This is a genomic window from Acinetobacter sp. A2 (genome assembly GCF_012371325.1).
Taxonomy (GTDB): domain Bacteria; phylum Pseudomonadota; class Gammaproteobacteria; order Pseudomonadales; family Moraxellaceae; genus Acinetobacter.
In genome coordinates this window covers 69,289-85,694 of sequence record NZ_JAAZQX010000004.1, presented here as the reverse complement: position 1 = coordinate 85,694, position 16,406 = coordinate 69,289, and the positions used below count along the sequence as shown (strand labels likewise).

15 protein-coding genes are annotated in these 16,406 nt (G+C 42.5%); 9 read left to right on the top strand and 6 right to left on the bottom strand.

From position 1 onward, the window contains the following. The first annotated feature begins 17 nt into the window (after nucleotides 1–17). Both pncA and ppk1 read left to right on the top strand, forming a co-directional pair. Nucleotides 18–644, top strand: coding sequence for a bifunctional nicotinamidase/pyrazinamidase (gene pncA, locus HHA43_RS02915; RefSeq protein ID WP_168417655.1), 627 nt, complete (start codon nucleotides 18–20; stop codon nucleotides 642–644). A gap of 174 nt (nucleotides 645–818) precedes the next feature. Beyond that, the gene (ppk1, locus tag HHA43_RS02910; RefSeq protein WP_168417656.1) at nucleotides 819–2,933 is read left to right on the top strand and encodes a polyphosphate kinase 1; all 2,115 of its coding nucleotides are present in this window, start codon (nucleotides 819–821) and stop codon (nucleotides 2,931–2,933) included. Between the two features lie 91 nt (nucleotides 2,934–3,024). Here the strand turns inward: ppk1 and HHA43_RS02905 are convergent, their stop codons facing one another. Continuing rightward, nucleotides 3,025–4,284 carry a hypothetical protein gene (locus tag HHA43_RS02905; RefSeq protein ID WP_168417657.1) on the bottom strand — a complete coding sequence of 420 codons (1,260 nt, stop codon included), beginning with the start codon at nucleotides 4,282–4,284 and terminating at the stop codon, nucleotides 3,025–3,027. A gap of 78 nt (nucleotides 4,285–4,362) precedes the next feature. On the opposite strand from HHA43_RS02905, the gene serB reads away from it, so the two are divergent. From serB to HHA43_RS02890, 3 genes are all read left to right on the top strand, one after another. Continuing rightward, the gene (gene serB / locus HHA43_RS02900) at nucleotides 4,363–5,583 is read left to right on the top strand and encodes a phosphoserine phosphatase SerB (protein ID WP_168417658.1); all 1,221 of its coding nucleotides are present in this window, start codon (nucleotides 4,363–4,365) and stop codon (nucleotides 5,581–5,583) included. Between the two features lie 402 nt (nucleotides 5,584–5,985). Continuing rightward, the gene (gene aciT, locus HHA43_RS02895; RefSeq protein ID WP_019838067.1) at nucleotides 5,986–6,321 is read left to right on the top strand and encodes a ciprofloxacin tolerance protein AciT; all 336 of its coding nucleotides are present in this window, start codon (nucleotides 5,986–5,988) and stop codon (nucleotides 6,319–6,321) included. Nucleotides 6,322–6,523: 202 nt separating this feature from the next. Continuing rightward, a complete protein-coding gene (locus HHA43_RS02890) occupies nucleotides 6,524–7,003 on the top strand; it encodes an SCP-2 sterol transfer family protein (RefSeq protein ID WP_168417659.1) in 480 nt (159 codons plus the stop codon). Between the two features lie 57 nt (nucleotides 7,004–7,060). Here the strand turns inward: HHA43_RS02890 and dtd are convergent, their stop codons facing one another. Further along, nucleotides 7,061–7,501 (bottom strand): D-aminoacyl-tRNA deacylase, encoded by a 441-nt coding sequence (gene dtd, locus HHA43_RS02885; protein WP_168417660.1) that lies wholly within the window; start codon nucleotides 7,499–7,501, stop codon nucleotides 7,061–7,063. A gap of 229 nt (nucleotides 7,502–7,730) precedes the next feature. Here dtd and pncB point away from each other — a divergent pair, with 229 nt between their 5' ends. From pncB to asd, 3 genes are all read left to right on the top strand, one after another. Continuing rightward, nucleotides 7,731–8,936 (top strand): nicotinate phosphoribosyltransferase, encoded by a 1,206-nt coding sequence (gene pncB / locus HHA43_RS02880; protein WP_168417727.1) that lies wholly within the window; start codon nucleotides 7,731–7,733, stop codon nucleotides 8,934–8,936. A gap of 175 nt (nucleotides 8,937–9,111) precedes the next feature. Continuing rightward, nucleotides 9,112–9,954 (top strand): sulfurtransferase, encoded by an 843-nt coding sequence (locus HHA43_RS02875; protein ID WP_168417661.1) that lies wholly within the window; start codon nucleotides 9,112–9,114, stop codon nucleotides 9,952–9,954. Beyond that, nucleotides 9,951–10,811: an archaetidylserine decarboxylase gene (gene asd, locus HHA43_RS02870; RefSeq protein WP_168417662.1), complete on the top strand. Its 861-nt coding sequence runs from the start codon at nucleotides 9,951–9,953 to the stop codon at nucleotides 10,809–10,811. Before HHA43_RS02875 ends, asd begins: the two co-directional genes overlap by 4 nt. An 84-nt stretch (nucleotides 10,812–10,895) precedes the next feature. On the opposite strand, the gene phoR is transcribed toward asd, so the two are convergent. The 3 genes from phoR to HHA43_RS02855 all read right to left on the bottom strand — a co-directional run bounded on the left by phoR (nucleotide 10,896) and on the right by HHA43_RS02855 (nucleotide 13,907). After that, nucleotides 10,896–12,254 carry a phosphate regulon sensor histidine kinase PhoR gene (phoR, locus tag HHA43_RS02865; protein WP_168417663.1) on the bottom strand — a complete coding sequence of 453 codons (1,359 nt, stop codon included), beginning with the start codon at nucleotides 12,252–12,254 and terminating at the stop codon, nucleotides 10,896–10,898. Between the two features lie 9 nt (nucleotides 12,255–12,263). Then, on the bottom strand, nucleotides 12,264–12,974 hold the full coding sequence (phoB, locus tag HHA43_RS02860; protein ID WP_004974162.1) for a phosphate regulon transcriptional regulator PhoB: 711 nt from the start codon (nucleotides 12,972–12,974) through the stop codon (nucleotides 12,264–12,266). Between the two features lie 213 nt (nucleotides 12,975–13,187). After that, complete coding sequence (locus tag HHA43_RS02855) at nucleotides 13,188–13,907, bottom strand: TetR/AcrR family transcriptional regulator (protein WP_168417664.1); 720 nt, start codon at nucleotides 13,905–13,907, stop codon at nucleotides 13,188–13,190. A gap of 211 nt (nucleotides 13,908–14,118) precedes the next feature. Between HHA43_RS02855 and HHA43_RS02850 the strand changes: the two genes are divergently transcribed. Beyond that, the gene (locus HHA43_RS02850) at nucleotides 14,119–14,958 is read left to right on the top strand and encodes an SDR family NAD(P)-dependent oxidoreductase (RefSeq protein ID WP_168417665.1); all 840 of its coding nucleotides are present in this window, start codon (nucleotides 14,119–14,121) and stop codon (nucleotides 14,956–14,958) included. Nucleotides 14,959–14,983: 25 nt separating this feature from the next. Here the strand turns inward: HHA43_RS02850 and HHA43_RS02845 are convergent, their stop codons facing one another. Continuing rightward, the gene (locus tag HHA43_RS02845) at nucleotides 14,984–16,351 is read right to left on the bottom strand and encodes an MATE family efflux transporter (protein ID WP_168417666.1); all 1,368 of its coding nucleotides are present in this window, start codon (nucleotides 16,349–16,351) and stop codon (nucleotides 14,984–14,986) included. Nucleotides 16,352–16,406 lie beyond the last annotated feature (55 nt).

The following is a 16,406-nucleotide window of genomic DNA, read 5'->3' as shown; positions in this document are numbered from 1 at the left end:
TTTGAAAAGGAAACAGCATGCAGCAGGTCAATAGCGCCCTGATTGTGGTGGATGTGCAAAACGGATTTTGTCCGGGTGGAAATTTGGCCGTTGCCGACGCCGATCAAATCATTCCCTGCATTAATGCGCTTGGGCGCGTGTTTCATAATATTGTGATTACGCAAGACTGGCATCCTGCAACGCATGTATCCTTTGCGGCAAACCATGCGGGCAAGCAAGCTTATGAACAGATTCAGCTCAGCTATGGTGAGCAGGTACTTTGGCCTGTGCATTGTGTGCAAGGTACGTCCGATGCTGAACTACACCCAGACCTAGATTTACCAACAGCACAACTGATTATTCGCAAAGGTTTCCACCCTGAAATAGACAGTTATTCTGCCTTTATGGAAGCCGACCGCAAAACCACAACAGGATTAGCCGCGTATTTAAAGGCACGTGGGATTGATACGGTTTATATTGTGGGCATTGCCACCGATTTTTGTGTGGCATGGACGGCAATGGATGCTTGCCAGTTAGACTTTCAGACTTATGTGATTGAAGATGCCACCAAAGCCATTGATCTAAATGGTTCTTTGCAGCAGGCATGGCAACAAATGCTGGCACATGGTGTGCAGCGGATTCAAAGTGCAGATATTTTAAATTAATGTCAGATACATGGTCTAAGATAAAAGAAGTCACTAAAAGTGCTGTTTTGCTATAAAAATGTATTGAATGTAAGATAAAACAAACAAAATCAATTTTTTAGATTGACCTTGTACTGACGAAATGTTCTGCAATTGGTTGTGGGTGTAACATGATTGTCATAATCTCTACCTACCATGCCTGCACTGAGGCGAAATAAGCAGACTGTCCCAAAACAGCATAGAGAAGATATGGAACACTTTCACCATTCATCTGATACTTATTTTAATCGTGAACTTTCCTTAATTGAGTTTAACCGTCGGGTCTTGGCGCAAGCATTAGACCCTGATTTACCTATTTTAGAACGGTTGAACTTTTTAATTATTTTTTCACGTAATTTAGATGAGTTTTTTGAAATTCGAGTCGCTGGGCTAATGAAGCAGCTCGATTTGAATGCGATTACCCGTACCCCAGATGCAATTCCAACTGAACACGTGTTGGCAGAGCTGTCAGATAAAGTCCATCAGGCGGTCAAACAGCAATATGACACCTTAAACTTTGCAATTTTGCCGCAGTTACAAAGCTTGGGGATTCATTTTATTCAGTTTCAAGACATTCTAGATAAACATAAGGCTTGGATTGCCGACTATTTTGCGCGTCAGGTACAACCTGTTTTAACGCCAATCAGCCTTGACCCTTCGCATCCATTTCCACGTTTAGTCAATAAAAGCCTGAACTTTATTGTTAGTTTGCAGGGCAAGGATGCCTTTGGGCGAGAAATTGAAATGGCGATTGTACCTGCGCCACGTTCATTGCCTCGTTTAATCAACTTACCTAAAGAAGTTGCAGGCAGTGCGACAGAACACATTTTCTTGACGGCTATTATCCAACAGCATATCAATGATTTATTCCCAGGCATGAAGGCTACAGGCTGCTATGCATTTCGGGTGACGCGTAATGCCGACCTGATTTTGGCAGAAGATGTTGATGATTTGGCGGTAGCCCTTAAAGATGAACTTTCATCGCGTCGTTTTGGTCGCGCAGTGCGTTTGGAAATTGAAGATGACTGCCCGCAAGACATTATTGACTACTTGCTGACAGAATTTGATTTAGATGAACAGCAACTGTATCGGATTAGTGGCCCAATCAATCTATCACGTCTGACCAGTAGTTTTGACCGTCCTGAATTAAAGTATCCACCTTTTGTGCCCGTTATTCCCAAAGTATTTCGGAAGCAAAAACCAATTTTTGAAATTCTAAAAAAGCAGGATGTGTTGCTGCATCATCCTTTTGACTCTTTTCAGCCTGTAATTAATTTACTTAAAGAAGCGGCGAAAGATCCAAATGTGTTGGCAATTAAGCAAACCTTGTACCGCAGTGGCCCTGACTCTGAAATTGTACAGGTACTTGCTGAAGCTGCACGTAATGGTAAAGAAGTTACGGCAGTGATTGAGCTGCGGGCACGTTTTGATGAAGAATCTAACATTATGGTGGCCAACGTCTTGCAAGAGGCGGGTGCTGTGGTGGTGTATGGTATTGTGGGCTATAAAACCCATGCCAAAATGATTTTGATTGTGCGCCGTGAGCAAGACCAATTGGTGCGCTATGTGCATTTGGGTACGGGGAACTATCATGCAGGCAATGCACGCATGTACACCGACTATGGCTTAATGACCACACAGCCAGATATTTGTGAAGATGTGCATCGTGTGTTTCAGGAACTTACAGGTATGGGCAGATCGGCAAAATTAAAAACTTTGCTGCACGCACCATTTACCTTGCATAGTGAGTTGTTAAAACTGATTGAGCAAGAGATTGCCTTTGCGCAAGCAGGCAAAGCTGCCCGAATTATGATTAAAGTCAATGCACTGACAGAGCCTGAATTGATTACGGCCTTATACCGTGCTTCGCAGGCAGGGGTGCAGGTTGACTTAATTATTCGCTCAATTTGCTGTTTGATTCCACAAGTCAAAGGCATGTCGGAACGTATTCATGTGCGTTCGATTGTGGGACGTTTTCTGGAACATACTCGTGTTTATTATTTTGAGCATGGCGGGGCGAAAAAATTGTACTGTGCCAGTGCCGACTGGATGGGACGCAATTTATTTTCACGGGTGGAAACCTGCTTCCCAATTTTGGATGAGAAAATTAAACAACGTATTGTAGAAGATGGCTTGCTGAGTTATTTACACGACAACCAAAATGCTTGGGAACTTCAGGCCAATGGTGAGTGGAATAAAGCAGCGGTTGGTCAATCGGAGGCTTATAGTGCACAAATGCATTTGGTGGAACAAAAGCAACTGAATCTATAAACAGGCAAGTATCCCAAAATAAAAAAACCTGAGTGGTGATATTTCCACTCAGGTTTTTGTTTTCTGGTGAGCTTCTCCGTGCTTTTATTATTTAAGCACTTTTGGAAGATTTACCTTTTAAAATTTCAGTTCTGAGGCTTTGTGCTAGTTCAGCCGAAGCACTGTCCATGCCATTGACCATAAAGGCATGTCGCATCAATACATTGGTTGGGTTTGGCATACTTACCAACTCATAATGCGCAGATAACTCGTCTAACAATTCATTGGGTAAATGTACGGCATTTTCGCGGGCAGACAGTTGATTGACCAAACGTTCTGCCGCTTGTGCAGCAGACAGCTGCATGGCTTCGACTGAAGTAGATAAACCACTACGGGTTTGTAACACGAAGCGTTTTTCTTCACGGTAGCGCTTATAGAGCACTTCCGACAACAATTGGAACACGGTACCAATCATGGCCATACATGGCACAGCATTAGGCGTATTGGCTGCAATGCTGAGGGTTGCACCTTCTTCATGGAAGGGTTGCACGGTTTGAATATCTGAACGGTTTAGTTTGTAGTGTTGTACGCACAATTCAATGCTTTTATTTAGAAAAATTTGGCACAGACTAAAATATGGTACAGAAACAGTTTGATTGACGGTGTCTAATAACTGTTTTGGATCATAAAACTGAATATTGAGTGCAATATTATTTTCGGGTTGCGTAGGCTCAATGGCTTTATTGGTTTTAGGTGGCAATACCGGTTTAGGCTGCTGTTGAGCTTGTGCCAATGCCAAGGCAGTTTGGTGTTTTTCTTGTTCCAGTGCCTGCGTTAAAGCTTGCAACTCATGTTTTAAGCGTGATTCGTTGTTAATACGTGCCAGATATTCACTGCGGCTTGGACGGGCAATCGCTCGATACGCTAACCACAATAAACCGTGAATAATCAAAGACAATAATGTTGCTAGCCACTGTGTTCGTAAAATTTCACCAATACTCGGTTGAATCAGCGTAATTTCAATGCTGCCGACTTTCTTTTCATTAATCAGCGCATCACGCACAAAAACTTCGCCCTGACGGGTACGTGATTGTCCACCTGTGGCCAAGACCTGATTGTGGGCATCTAAAATGCGAATAGAAGCAATGCTTGGATTGGTGGCATAGCGATTCACCAACAAGGCCAGCGATACCGTATTGGCAGGTTCCAGCTCAGAAAGGCTGTCGGTGACCAGTTGGCTGGTCATTAACTGCCCCTGATTGGCGCGGTTTTCATTCAATTGGTGTGTTGTTGCAAGCACCAATAAAAAGGTGTGAAAAGCAAAACTTACAATCAATAGGCTAGCAAATAGCCCTTGTCTAGGCGCATTCAAGGTAAAACTTCCAAGGCATTTATATTCAATTTAGATTATGATTCTCACAATAGTTGTAGCTCAGACCCGAGTCAATTCATGCGAGAAATCATTCTTATATCATTTTTAGGACCTGACCAACCTAATCAGTTTACTCGATTAATGCAGGTATTGTCCGCTCATTCCTTACAAATCTTAGATGTTGGCCAAGCTGTTATTCATAATCAACTGACTTTAGGTATTGTTGTTGCATCAGAAGACCAGACCGCAACCGCTTTAGCCATGAAGGAGATTCTGATTTTAGCACATGATATTGGCTTAACAGTGCGTTTTAAACCAATCTCTGCAACCGAATATGAGCAATGGGTAAACGAAGGTGGCCGTACCCGTTATATCGTAACGGCACTGGCACCCGAGCTAAATGCCTCACATTTGCAGGCGGTTACGCATATTGTGTCTAGTCAGGGTTTTAATATTGAAACAGTGACACGTTTGTCGGGGCGTCCGCAGCTCAATGCATCTGTAGATGAACCAAAACGTGCCTGTGTGCAGTTTGGTCTAAGTGGGCAAATGCTCGATGCTGTGGCCATGCGTGCTGCGTGTTTAAGCTTGTCGAATGAACTGAGTGTGGATGTTGCCGTTCAAGAAGACAATGCCTACCGTCGTAACCGCCGTTTAGTTTGTTTTGATATGGACTCGACCCTGATTGAGCAGGAAGTGATTGATGAGTTGGCCATTGAAGCAGGCGTAGGCGATCAGGTAGCTGAAATTACCGAACGTGCCATGCAGGGTGAGTTGGACTTTCAGCAAAGTTTCCGTGCCCGTGTGGCATTGCTGAAAGGCTTAGATGCTGCAGTGTTACCTAAAATTGCAGAGCGACTTACAGTCACTGAAGGTGCCGAGCGTTTAATTTCAACGCTGAAATCCTTGGGTTATCGCACTGCAATTTTGTCGGGTGGTTTCCAGTATTTTGCAGAATACCTACAGGAAAAACTAGGGATTGATGAAGTACATGCCAACATTTTAGATGTGGAAAATGGCGTGGTAACGGGTGAGGTTAAAGGCCATATTGTCGATGGGGCACGTAAGGCATTATTACTGCGTGAACTGGCAGAAAAAATGGGTATTTCTTTAGAGCAAGCCATTGCTGTGGGGGATGGTGCCAACGACTTGCCAATGCTTTCCATAGCAGGTTTAGGGGTTGCATTCCGTGCCAAACCTTTGGTGCGTCAGAATGCCAATCAAGCCATTTCCAGTGTTGGATTAGATGGTGTGCTGTACTTATTGGGTGTGCATGACAAAGATTTGAACCGCGCCTAATATGACAAATCAATGAAAAAAACGCGGCAGTCATGCTGCGTTTTTTGTTTGTATAATCAGCAGATAACGATAAACGGTAAGGAAAAACTGCTGATAAAAACAACAACAAGATCGAATCAAAAAAAATTTTTTTAGGGCAAAAATAGAAGGTGTTTTTTTGTAATGACACGCGAATAAAGAGCCTGCTTCACTTCCCGAAAACTACCAAATTAAAAAAATGTAATGACAATATAATATTGCGACAAGGTGTGTCGCTTTATGAAAATACAAGTCTTTTTTTATCGAAAAAACGCAGCATAATGCATGCATAGAATTTAAATCGACATCCATTATTTATTTAAACGGTATTTGAAGTCGCAGACCAATTTAAAAATGAGGCTGCATCTTTAGACGGAGGTTTTTATGGTAACAGCGAATTTAGCGACCATTGTTGGCTTAAGCCTAGTCGCAGCTGCGTTGATTGCTGTTTTCTTTTCGCCTTATCGTCGCTGGTTAAACTTTATGTTGGCAGGTATGGTTTTTTGGGGCTTGTTAGAAGTAGTGCGCTACAGTGTACAACGCGTGTTTGAGCTACCAATTACCTATAGTTATCTGTCTGCAATTTGCTTGGCGATGGCATTGGTAACTTTATTATTATTACGAGAAGATCGACGCGCAGAACGTGCTTTGGCAAAACGCCGCTATATTGAACATACCCCAGTGTATGAAGATGATCAGCAGCAATGCTCAAGCCGTTAATTAAAATAGATCCTTGATTTAAAAAAGATGCAACAGGTTTGCATCTTTTTAGTTTATAAATACGGTTAACTCACCCATAAAGTGTGCGACAAAAGTTTAACATCCAGCTTAAGATTGTTATACAAAGCCTTGCGGTAAAAAGCAGGAGTTGTGATAGGATGATGCGATCAACTCTCCAACAATTACAATAGGCTTCACAGTCATGAAACTTTCTGCAATTCCTGTGGTCAAACTTCCTTTAGTTGATGTCAGTACCGATCCACTTGACCTTTTAGTGGCAGGTTTGGCATTACGCATGAAACAGCTGGCACGTACCAGTCCAAAATTTATTGAGTTGGTGCATGAGCGTCAGTTCCGTATTCAAATTGGTACAGATTTGGGCATGGCGCGTCAAATTATTGTCAACAATGGTCATATTGATACGGTTGCTGGCGATGCAGAAAAAGCGGATTTTGTTTTGCAATTTGCAGACAGCGAGCAAGGGGTGAAAACCTTGATGAAAGGTGACCCAACTGCGTTTATGACTGGTATGCAAAATGGCAGCATTAAAATGGAAGGTGATTTTAGCTTGTTAGTGTGGTTTAACCAAGCAGCGAAATTAATTCCGCCTAAATTGCCAAAACCTGTAAAAGAAAAAATTAAATTAGCACGTCAGTTTATTAAACAAAAAACAGGCAAATAAGTTGCCATGATGTGAAAAAACCTCTGATCAGTTTTGACAGAGGTTTTTTAATGCACTTTATTCTACTTCTAAACAGAAAGTCACAGGCCCATCATTTACCAGATGTACTTTCATATCGGCAGCAAAAATACCCGTTTCTACTTGATCAAACTGGCTTTTGGCATAGTCCACCAATTGTTCGTAGAGCTCTTGAGCGGCTTGTGGGGGCATGGCGGGGCCAAAATCAGGACGTAAACCTTTTTGGGTCTGTGCCATCAGGGTAAATTGTGAAACCAATAACACACCGCCATTGGCCTGACTGACATTCCAGCCCATTTTGCCTTGTTCGTCATCAAAAAAACGATATTTTAAAATTTTATCAATCAGCTTTTTGCCTTTTTCAAAATTATCGTCTTTGCCTAAACCTAAGAACACCAAAATACCCTGTTGAATCTCGCCAGTGATTTTGCCATCGACCACGACTTTAGCTTCAAGAACCCGTTGTAATAATGCACGCATACTCAGTATTAATCTAAGTGAAGAGATGGCGAGATTCTAACAAATTCATGCCCGCTGGCGTGATTAAAGATCAGCTTACTCCAAGTAACTAAGCGATAAACCCACCGAAAATGAAACAGGAATGGAGCCGTACGGTGCAGCAAAGTTGTAACAAGATTGTCGATAAAAGCCCTTTTTTGCTGAAAAAATTATGCTTTAATGCAAGAAGGATCGCGAAATGATGAGCACTATGACCCCAATTATTCAATCTTTGCTTGATACAGATTTGTATAAATTCACCATGTTACAGGTGGTACTGCATAAGTTTCCGCAAACGCACAGTGTTTATCAGTTTCGCTGCCGTAATCTTGAAGATACTGCCTATCCACTGACCGATATTTTAGATGAACTAAATGAACAGTTAGATCACCTGTGTCAGCTGAAATTTAAAGAAGATGAATTGCAGTATTTGCGCAATTTACGCTTTATTAAAAGTGATTTTGTCGATTATTTAGAACTTTTCCAGCTCAAACGCCGTTTTATTCAGGCCAGTATTGATGCACAGGGCCGCTTGGACATTCGGGTGGAAGGTCCAATGGTACAAGCCATGATGTTTGAAATTTTTGTGCTGGCCATTGTGAATGAACTGTATTTCCAGCGAATTCGCACAGATGAGGTCTGGGCAGAAGGCGAGCGACGTTTACAGCAAAAAATTGCCCTGATTCAGGACTATCAACAGCAGCAACAACCTGAAGACCCGCCATTTTTAGTGTCAGATTTTGGTACTCGCCGTCGTTATAGCTTTGCATGGCAAAAGCATGTGGTAGCAGCTTTTCATCAAGCCGTACCTGATGTATTCCGTGGCACCAGTAATGTACTGTTGGCCAAAGAATTAGGTATTACGCCTATTGGTACCATGGCACATGAATTTTTACAGGCTTTTCAGGCATTGGATGTGCGTCTGCGCGATTTCCAAAAAGCTGCGTTGGAAACTTGGGTGCAGGAATATCGGGGTGATTTAGGTATTGCCCTGACCGATGTTGTGGGAATGGATGCTTTCCTGCGTGATTTTGACCTGTATTTTGCCAAGTTATTTGATGGTTTGCGACATGATAGTGGTGACCCGTATGCGTGGGGCGATAAAGCCTATGCACATTATAAAAAGCTGAAAATTGACAGCAAAACTAAAATGCTGACCTTTAGTGATGGATTGAATGTTGAAAAAGCATGGGCCTTGCATCAGTACTTTAAAGACCGTTTTCAGGTCAGTTTTGGGATTGGTACCAATTTGACTAATGATATGGGGCAAACGGCACTGAATATTGTGTTGAAACTGGTCGAGTGTAATGGTCAGTCGGTGGCGAAATTGTCAGATAGTCCTGGTAAAACCATGACCGATAATGACACCTTCTTGGCATATTTGCGCCAAGTTTTTGATATTCAAGCACCAGTTTAAAGACCAACAAACCTATAAAAACTGAAAAAAGACCGAAGAAAATCTTCGGTTTTTTTTCTAGATTAAAGCATGTGATTGTTAAAATTCTGAGAAAGTTATGAAAAAAACAGCATGCGCCCAAAAATGACCTATACTAAGTTAAAGTGGATTGCCAACCAGACTGAACAGCATAAAAATGAACGCTTCACCATTCGATTTTGGACTGCTGATTGAAGCAGAAGATTTAGTCCCTGTTTTAGGACATGATAAATTACGCATTGTCGATTTAAGCCGCAATTCAGTGTATGAGCAATTGCATCTGCCGCATGCCTTACAGGTCAAACCGAGCATGTTGTTACGTCAGGATGAAGATACTTCAGGTCTATTGCCAGAACCTGAAGCCTTGCAGGAGCTGATTCAGTATTTGAATATCTCGCCTGAGCATCATGTGGTGGCTTATGATGATGAAGGCGGTGCATGGGCAGGGCGTCTGATCTGGAACTTGCACTGTTTAGGCTTTGAAAATACCAGTTTGCTCAATGGCGGTATTCATGCTTGGTTGGCCGCAGGTTTTCCGACCACCTCTGAAGTTGAATCATTGAAACCTGTCAGTACACTTGCTCCTGTTGTAGCGCAAAATCAGTATCGTATTCAATATGATGAGCTATTAGAAAAGTGCCAAAACCAGTCGGTACAACTGTGGGATTGCCGTACTGTAGACGAATATACAGGGCTGCGTTTGGCTGCACGACGCGGTGGTCACATACCTGGGGCATTGCATTTTGAATGGAGTACTGCCCTTAATCGTGAAAATCATTTAAAATTGCACCCCTTAGAACGCACACGACAGCGTCTGGAACAACTCGGATTCAATCTCAATGAACCTGTAGTGGTGTATTGTCAGTCACATCACCGTTCAGGTCTGGCCTATATTTTAGGAAGATTACTGGGTTGGCAAATTCAGGCCTACGATGGTGCGTGGAGTGAATGGGGCAACCGCCCTGACAGTCCTGTTATTACTGGAGAGTTGCCGTCTTGAGCCTCACATCACGTTTAAAAAAACAAATTTTCATTCAGGCACAGCGCGTTGTGCCACAACATCAATTATCACGTGTTGTAGGTAAACTTGCAGCTAGCGAGCATCCTGTACTGAAAAATGCGGTTATTACGGCATTTAAAGCCCAGTATGGCATTGATATGTCATTGGCAGAGCAAAGCAATGCCTTGAAATATAAATCTTTTAATGATTTTTTTACCCGTTCTTTAAAGCAGGGCGTACGTGAAATTGACAGCAATCCGAGCAGCATTGTATCGCCTGCAGATGGTGCAATTTCGCAATTGGGTAAAATTGAAGATGGCGCTATTTTTCAGGCCAAAGGTCAGCAATTTACTGTTGAAAATTTAATTGCCGACCCGCAACTGGCAGAACCATTTAAAAATGGTCAGTTTGCCACCGTATATTTATCTCCGAGAGATTATCACCGTGTGCACATGCCTTTTGCAGGTACACTGACTGAAACTCTTTATGTGCCAGGTGAACTATTTTCGGTGAACCAAACCACAGCAGAAAATATTCCAGGTTTATTTGCCCGCAATGAGCGTATGGTGTGTTTGTTTGATACCGAACTTGGCCGTATGGCAGTGGTTTTAGTCGGTGCGATGATTGTAGCGGGTATTGAAACCGTAGCTACAGGTAAGGTGAAACCATCGGGGCGTTTAGAACTGAATCAACACCAATTGTTCCTTGAAAAGGGTGCAGAATTGGGACGTTTTTATTTGGGTTCAACAGCAATTGTTTTATTTGAAGAAAATAAAATGCAGTGGGATGCTGAATTTCAAGCCAATTCGGTGGTGGAAATGGGTAAAGCCTTGGGGCATACCGTTACCGCAGTATAATTTTATGTATTGAGAAATAAAAAAACGCCAAATTGATTTGGCGTTTTTTTGCTTCTAATGAGCATTTTGTCTTTAAACTCGAACTTAAGTCACATGGTATAAACGTTCTTTCGGGAATACGACTTTAAAGGTAGAGCCTTGATTTTCTTTAGATTCTACTTCTAAGTGTGCGTTGTGCTGCATTAAAACGTGCTTCACAATTGCTAAGCCTAAACCTGTGCCGCCAGTTTGTCGGCTGCGTGCGCTGTCTACACGGTAAAAGCGCTCGGTCAGACGTGGTAAATGTTTAGGATCAATCCCGATGCCTGTATCTTCCACAGTAAAATAGCCTTGATTGCCATCATCATGCCAGCCAATGGTAACGGTACCGCCTTTCGGGGTGTATTTAATGGCATTAGTAATCAGGTTACTAAAGGCACTGGCCAGTTCTACATCTGAACCGATTAAATCATAATGACTGTCAATATTTAAGTTGAGGGTATGACCATAATCGACATTATAGGCATGCGCATCATCAAATAATTGATTCATTAAACTTGGCATTTCAATGATTTGATTTTTGGCGATGGTTTTTTCATTTTCCAAGCGAGATAATAAAAGCAGGTCATTCACCAACGCATTCATGCGGCGGGTTTGTGACTGCATTTGCTCGAAAGCACGTTTCCAGCGTGGGTTAATCTCTTCTTGATCGGTAAAGGTTTCAATATAGCCACTGAGTACGGTCAGCGGGGTGCGCAATTCGTGTGAAATGTTATCGACAAAGTCTTTACGCATTTGCTCAAGGTTATGCATACGGGTCATGTCGTAGGCAAATAACAAACGGCTATCTCCACCAAATTGGGTCATTTTAACCTGTACGTATTGCCCTTCGCATACGGTCGATTTCATCTTTAAGCCATCGGGTGCTTGGTCAATATGGTTAAAATATTCAATAAAATTCGGTTGGCGCAAAATAGTCAGAATATTGCGTCCACGGTCTAAGGGCTGAATACCTAAAAGTTTTTCTGCGGCAGGGTTCCACCATTCAATTTGGTGATTTTCATCAATCAGCATGACAGCTTCATCTAATGCCACTAGAGATGACTGTGCGCGGTCAATCAGCCCGACCATTTCGGCCTGAACAATACGTTCCTGACGTTGTGAGCGATAAACATTGAATAACAATGCCCCCCAAATGCCGTGCAGATTGGGCGGCACATCATAGGGACGATTAGAAATCCAGTCGTTGACTAAGTATAAAGAGCGCATTTGCTGAAGAAAAAACAGCAAAAAGGCGATGCTAATACAAATCCAAAAATACCCAATCCCAAATCCAATCAAACTTGCAATAATGAGAAAAAAGGCCAGTAAACGAAAGTCTTGTTTGGCAAAAGTCCATAAACTGCTGTAACGAACTTGTTTGAGGTCACGGGCGAGTTCAGGGACTGGGTAAGGTTCGTACATAAAATAATTTTAGCCTAAAGCAACATCCGCACGCGTCGAGAAGCGATAACCTGTACCACGTACCGTTTGCACAAAACGGTCTACACCATACGGTTCCAAGACTTTACGTAAACGACGAATATGCACATCAATAGTTCGGTCTTCAATATATACATTGCCGCCCCAGACTTGGTCAAGCAATTGTGCACGGGTATAGGCACGTTCAGGATGGGTCATAAAGAACGCAAGTAAGCGATATTCAGTTGGCCCCATTTCTAAAATATTGTCACCAAAACTCACCCGCTGGCTAACTGGGTCTAGAATTAAACCGTTGGCATCAATGGTTTTTTCACCGCTTAGGGCATTGGCACGACGTAATACCGCTTTAATACGCGACACCAGTTCACGGGTCGAGAAAGGCTTGGTCATGTAGTCATCTGCGCCTGCATCTAGCCCTTGAACCTTGTGGTCTTCTTCGCCACGTGCAGTCAGCATAATCACTGGAATTTCTGCAAGGTTATCGTCACGTTTTAGGCGACGGCACAAGTCTACACCGCTGACACCGCCTGGCATCATCCAATCAAGCAAGATAAGCGCTGGACGTTGATCGACAATCATTTGATGCGCTTGTTTTGCATCTTCTGCCTGTAAGCACTGAAAGCCTGCCATATCTAAAGAGGTATGGATCATTTCCCGAATTGGGAGTTCGTCATCGACGATTAAAATGTAGTCATCTTTCACAACGCAATATCCTATAGATGTTAACGGTGGACCGTTTTATTTATGACAGGCTTATTACAAAGATTAATTATGACAGTATCATTGCAGAAAGGGGTAAACAGGCTATTTTTGCAATAATTTGTGACAAACTAGTGTCGATTTGATGAAATATCTGCAGATATTCAGTCAAAGTAAAATAATGAAATTAAAAAATATTATGAATATTTTTCAGTTTTATGACAGATTGCTGGAATCTTTATCAAGCACTTGCTCTTTGTCTGAAAAGGTTTGAAGCAGTGATAAAAATACAATGCGGCAAGACGACAAAACATCTTCCATCGATTGTTTAAAATCACTCATGACCCAGCGAATCGCAATTTGGGTGACATAGCCATTTAAGCCTGTGGCAACCAAGGAAATTTCACGGTTAGGGCGGTCTAAATGCGGCATCATCAACATCACAAAGGCCTGAATCATACGGTCAAAACGTGACATGGTTTCGTGAATAGTGGCCTGATTATGCAGTTCCTGTACCAACATGGCATCTATATAAATAATACGTGCCATTTGTGGGTTGTTTTTTAGGGTGGTCAGCAAGGCGGTCAGGCCTGCATCAATCATTTTTTTCGGGTCGGTGGATGCCTGCATAATGGCTTGCATGACATTTTGCTGCAATTCATCAATCAGTTTTAAAAAAATAGTCTGAAATAGTTCTTCGCTTTTTTTAAAGGATTCGTAAAAGTAACGCTCGGTCAGTTTGGCTTCGGTACAAATATCTTTGACAGTCACGGCAAAAAAACCATGCGTACCATAGGCCTGAATACCCGCTTCAATCAGTTTTTCCCGACGTGCCTGTTTGCGTTCAGTTAAAGACAGACCTTTAAACTGACGTTCTTTTTGTTGTTTTTGGGGCTGTTGTTGTGTGTCTGCGTGGATGGGCAGTTGTTCTGTCATCTTCACCTGAGCCAAATAAATTCGTTAATGGGTTTTATATTAGCAATAATTATCTGTTAAACCTATGTTTTCATATTTGTTTGCGATATTCGTTTTGACTTATATTGACAATAGTTATTGTCAAAATTATATTGAAAGCGATATAACTGCACAGCCCTACAGAAAAACAAGCAGGTCTGAACTGTGCAGGCAACACACTCAAGGAAACCACATGAAAAATTTTAAAAATAAAGTTGCCGCAATTACAGGTGCAGGCTCGGGGATTGGACAGCAACTGGCAGTGCTTTTGGCACAGCAAGGCTGTCATTTATCGCTTAGTGATGTGAATGAACAAGGTTTGGCCCAAACGGTAGACTTGTTAAAAAACAGCAATGTGCGTGTGACCATTAAAAAGGTAGATGTGTCTCAGCTGGAGCAAATGCGTGCTTGGGCGGCAGAAACTGTACAAGATCACGGCTCGGTGAATATGATTTTTAATAATGCAGGCGTGGCTTTGGGTTCTACTGTAGAGGGCGCAACTTACGAAGAACTGGAGTGGATTGTTGGCATTAACTTTTGGGGCGTGGTGTATGGCACCAAAGAGTTTTTGCCTTTAATTAAACAAACGGGCGATGGCCATATTATTAATATTTCAAGTTTGTTTGGTTTAACCGCACAACCGACTCAGTCGGCCTATAACGCAACCAAATTTGCGGTGCGTGGTTTTACAGAGTCTTTGCGTCAGGAATTGGACTTGGAAAACTGCGGTGTGAGTGCATTGAGTGTACATCCAGGTGGGATTCGTACCAATATTGCCAATAACGCAAAAATGAATGACAGCATGCGCACGTTGGGTATGAATCCTGAAAAATCGGCACGTGCATTTAATAAATTATTGCGTTGTCCACCTGAAGAAGCAGCACGTCAAATTTTAGAAGCGGTACAAAAAGATAAACGCCGTTTATTGATTGGTAATGATGCGAAAAGCTTAGACTTGATTCAGCGTATTGTTCCAACGGGTTATCAAAAAGTCACAGCATGGGCAACCAAGCTGGGTAAAAAACGTAGTTAATCTAATCTAGACTAAACAAGACCATTTAGACTAAAACCTGGATGGTCTTTTTCTTCCAGACGAATTGATAATACGCGCCTTGACCGATGCACAGGCTCACAAATGCCAAGGCATAGGCATACCAAATACCTTCCAAGCCCCAGCGTTGACTAAACAAATAGGCACATGGCACTTCAATCAGCACAATGGCTAAAATATTGATGATCATGGGTACAGTGACTGTGCCACTGGCACGCATAATTGAGGCAAAAATTGCACTGGCACCAAAGAATACAATGGCCCACAACACAATAAATAACAGTTGTTGACCTAGCACCACCACCGCAGGGTCGGTAATAAACAGCGCCATCAGATATTTAGAAAACAAATAGCCTAAACTGACTAAAATACCGGTAATCACCAGATTCATTCCTAAGGCGGTGCGGGTCACTTTGGCCAGTAGTTCGGCTTTACCTGCACCAATCGCTTGTGCAGCAAAAATAGAAGCGGCAATGGCAATAGACAGTGCAGGGAACTGAATATAATTCAACACCTGATTGACCGCACCATAGGCTGCTGTGGCTTCTGCGCCATGCCGATTAACCAACCCCACAATCACCAAACCTGCCATAGACGTGGTGACCATTTGTAAGCCTGTCGGAATGCCTAAGCGTAAAATGACTTTGCTTAAATGGGGTTGATGCCGAATTTGGCGAAACAAGTGCCAATCTAGTTTGAGTGGATGATCTTTTTTATTTAAATAAATCACCAAGAAAATTAAAACAGCCAGATAACCTAAAATGGTGGCAATGGCCGGTGCAATAATGCCCAAACGTGGAAAGCCAAAATAGCCTGCAATCAGTACAGGTGTAATCACGACGCCCATGAGACTGGTCAAACTCAATGCAATCAATGGCGTTAGACTGTCGCCCACACCACGTAAAATAGAAGTATAAATAATATAAACAAACAGCAGCGGACTGCCTGCCAGCATCCATTGCACATAAGGTACTGAAAGATGCATCACTTTCGGGTCAGTACCCAGTAATAGTAGAATTTGCTTGGCAAAAATTACGCCCAAGCAGGCAATGACACTGCCCCCAATTAGGGTCATAAATAAAGTTGAACCCACAATACAGCGTACTTTTTCGACATTTTGTGCACCCCATGCTTGTCCGACCAGCACGGTAGACCCTGCCGAGAGTCCAATCACAAAGGCCATCAGGCAAAAAATAATCGGAAAAAATACCGACACTGCAGCAATCGCATCGACCCCGAGCATTTGTCCCACAAACACAGTATTAATGGTGCCTGAGAGATTTTGCAAAATATTGGTGGCAATCAACGGCAATAGAAACACCAAAAAGGTTTTCCAAAGCTGAGGGTGATCGACCAATGCCTGAGGTCTTGCCATGCCAAATCCTGCGTTTGAACTGCGGTTGTTTTATTCACCCTAGCATGATTCGCCC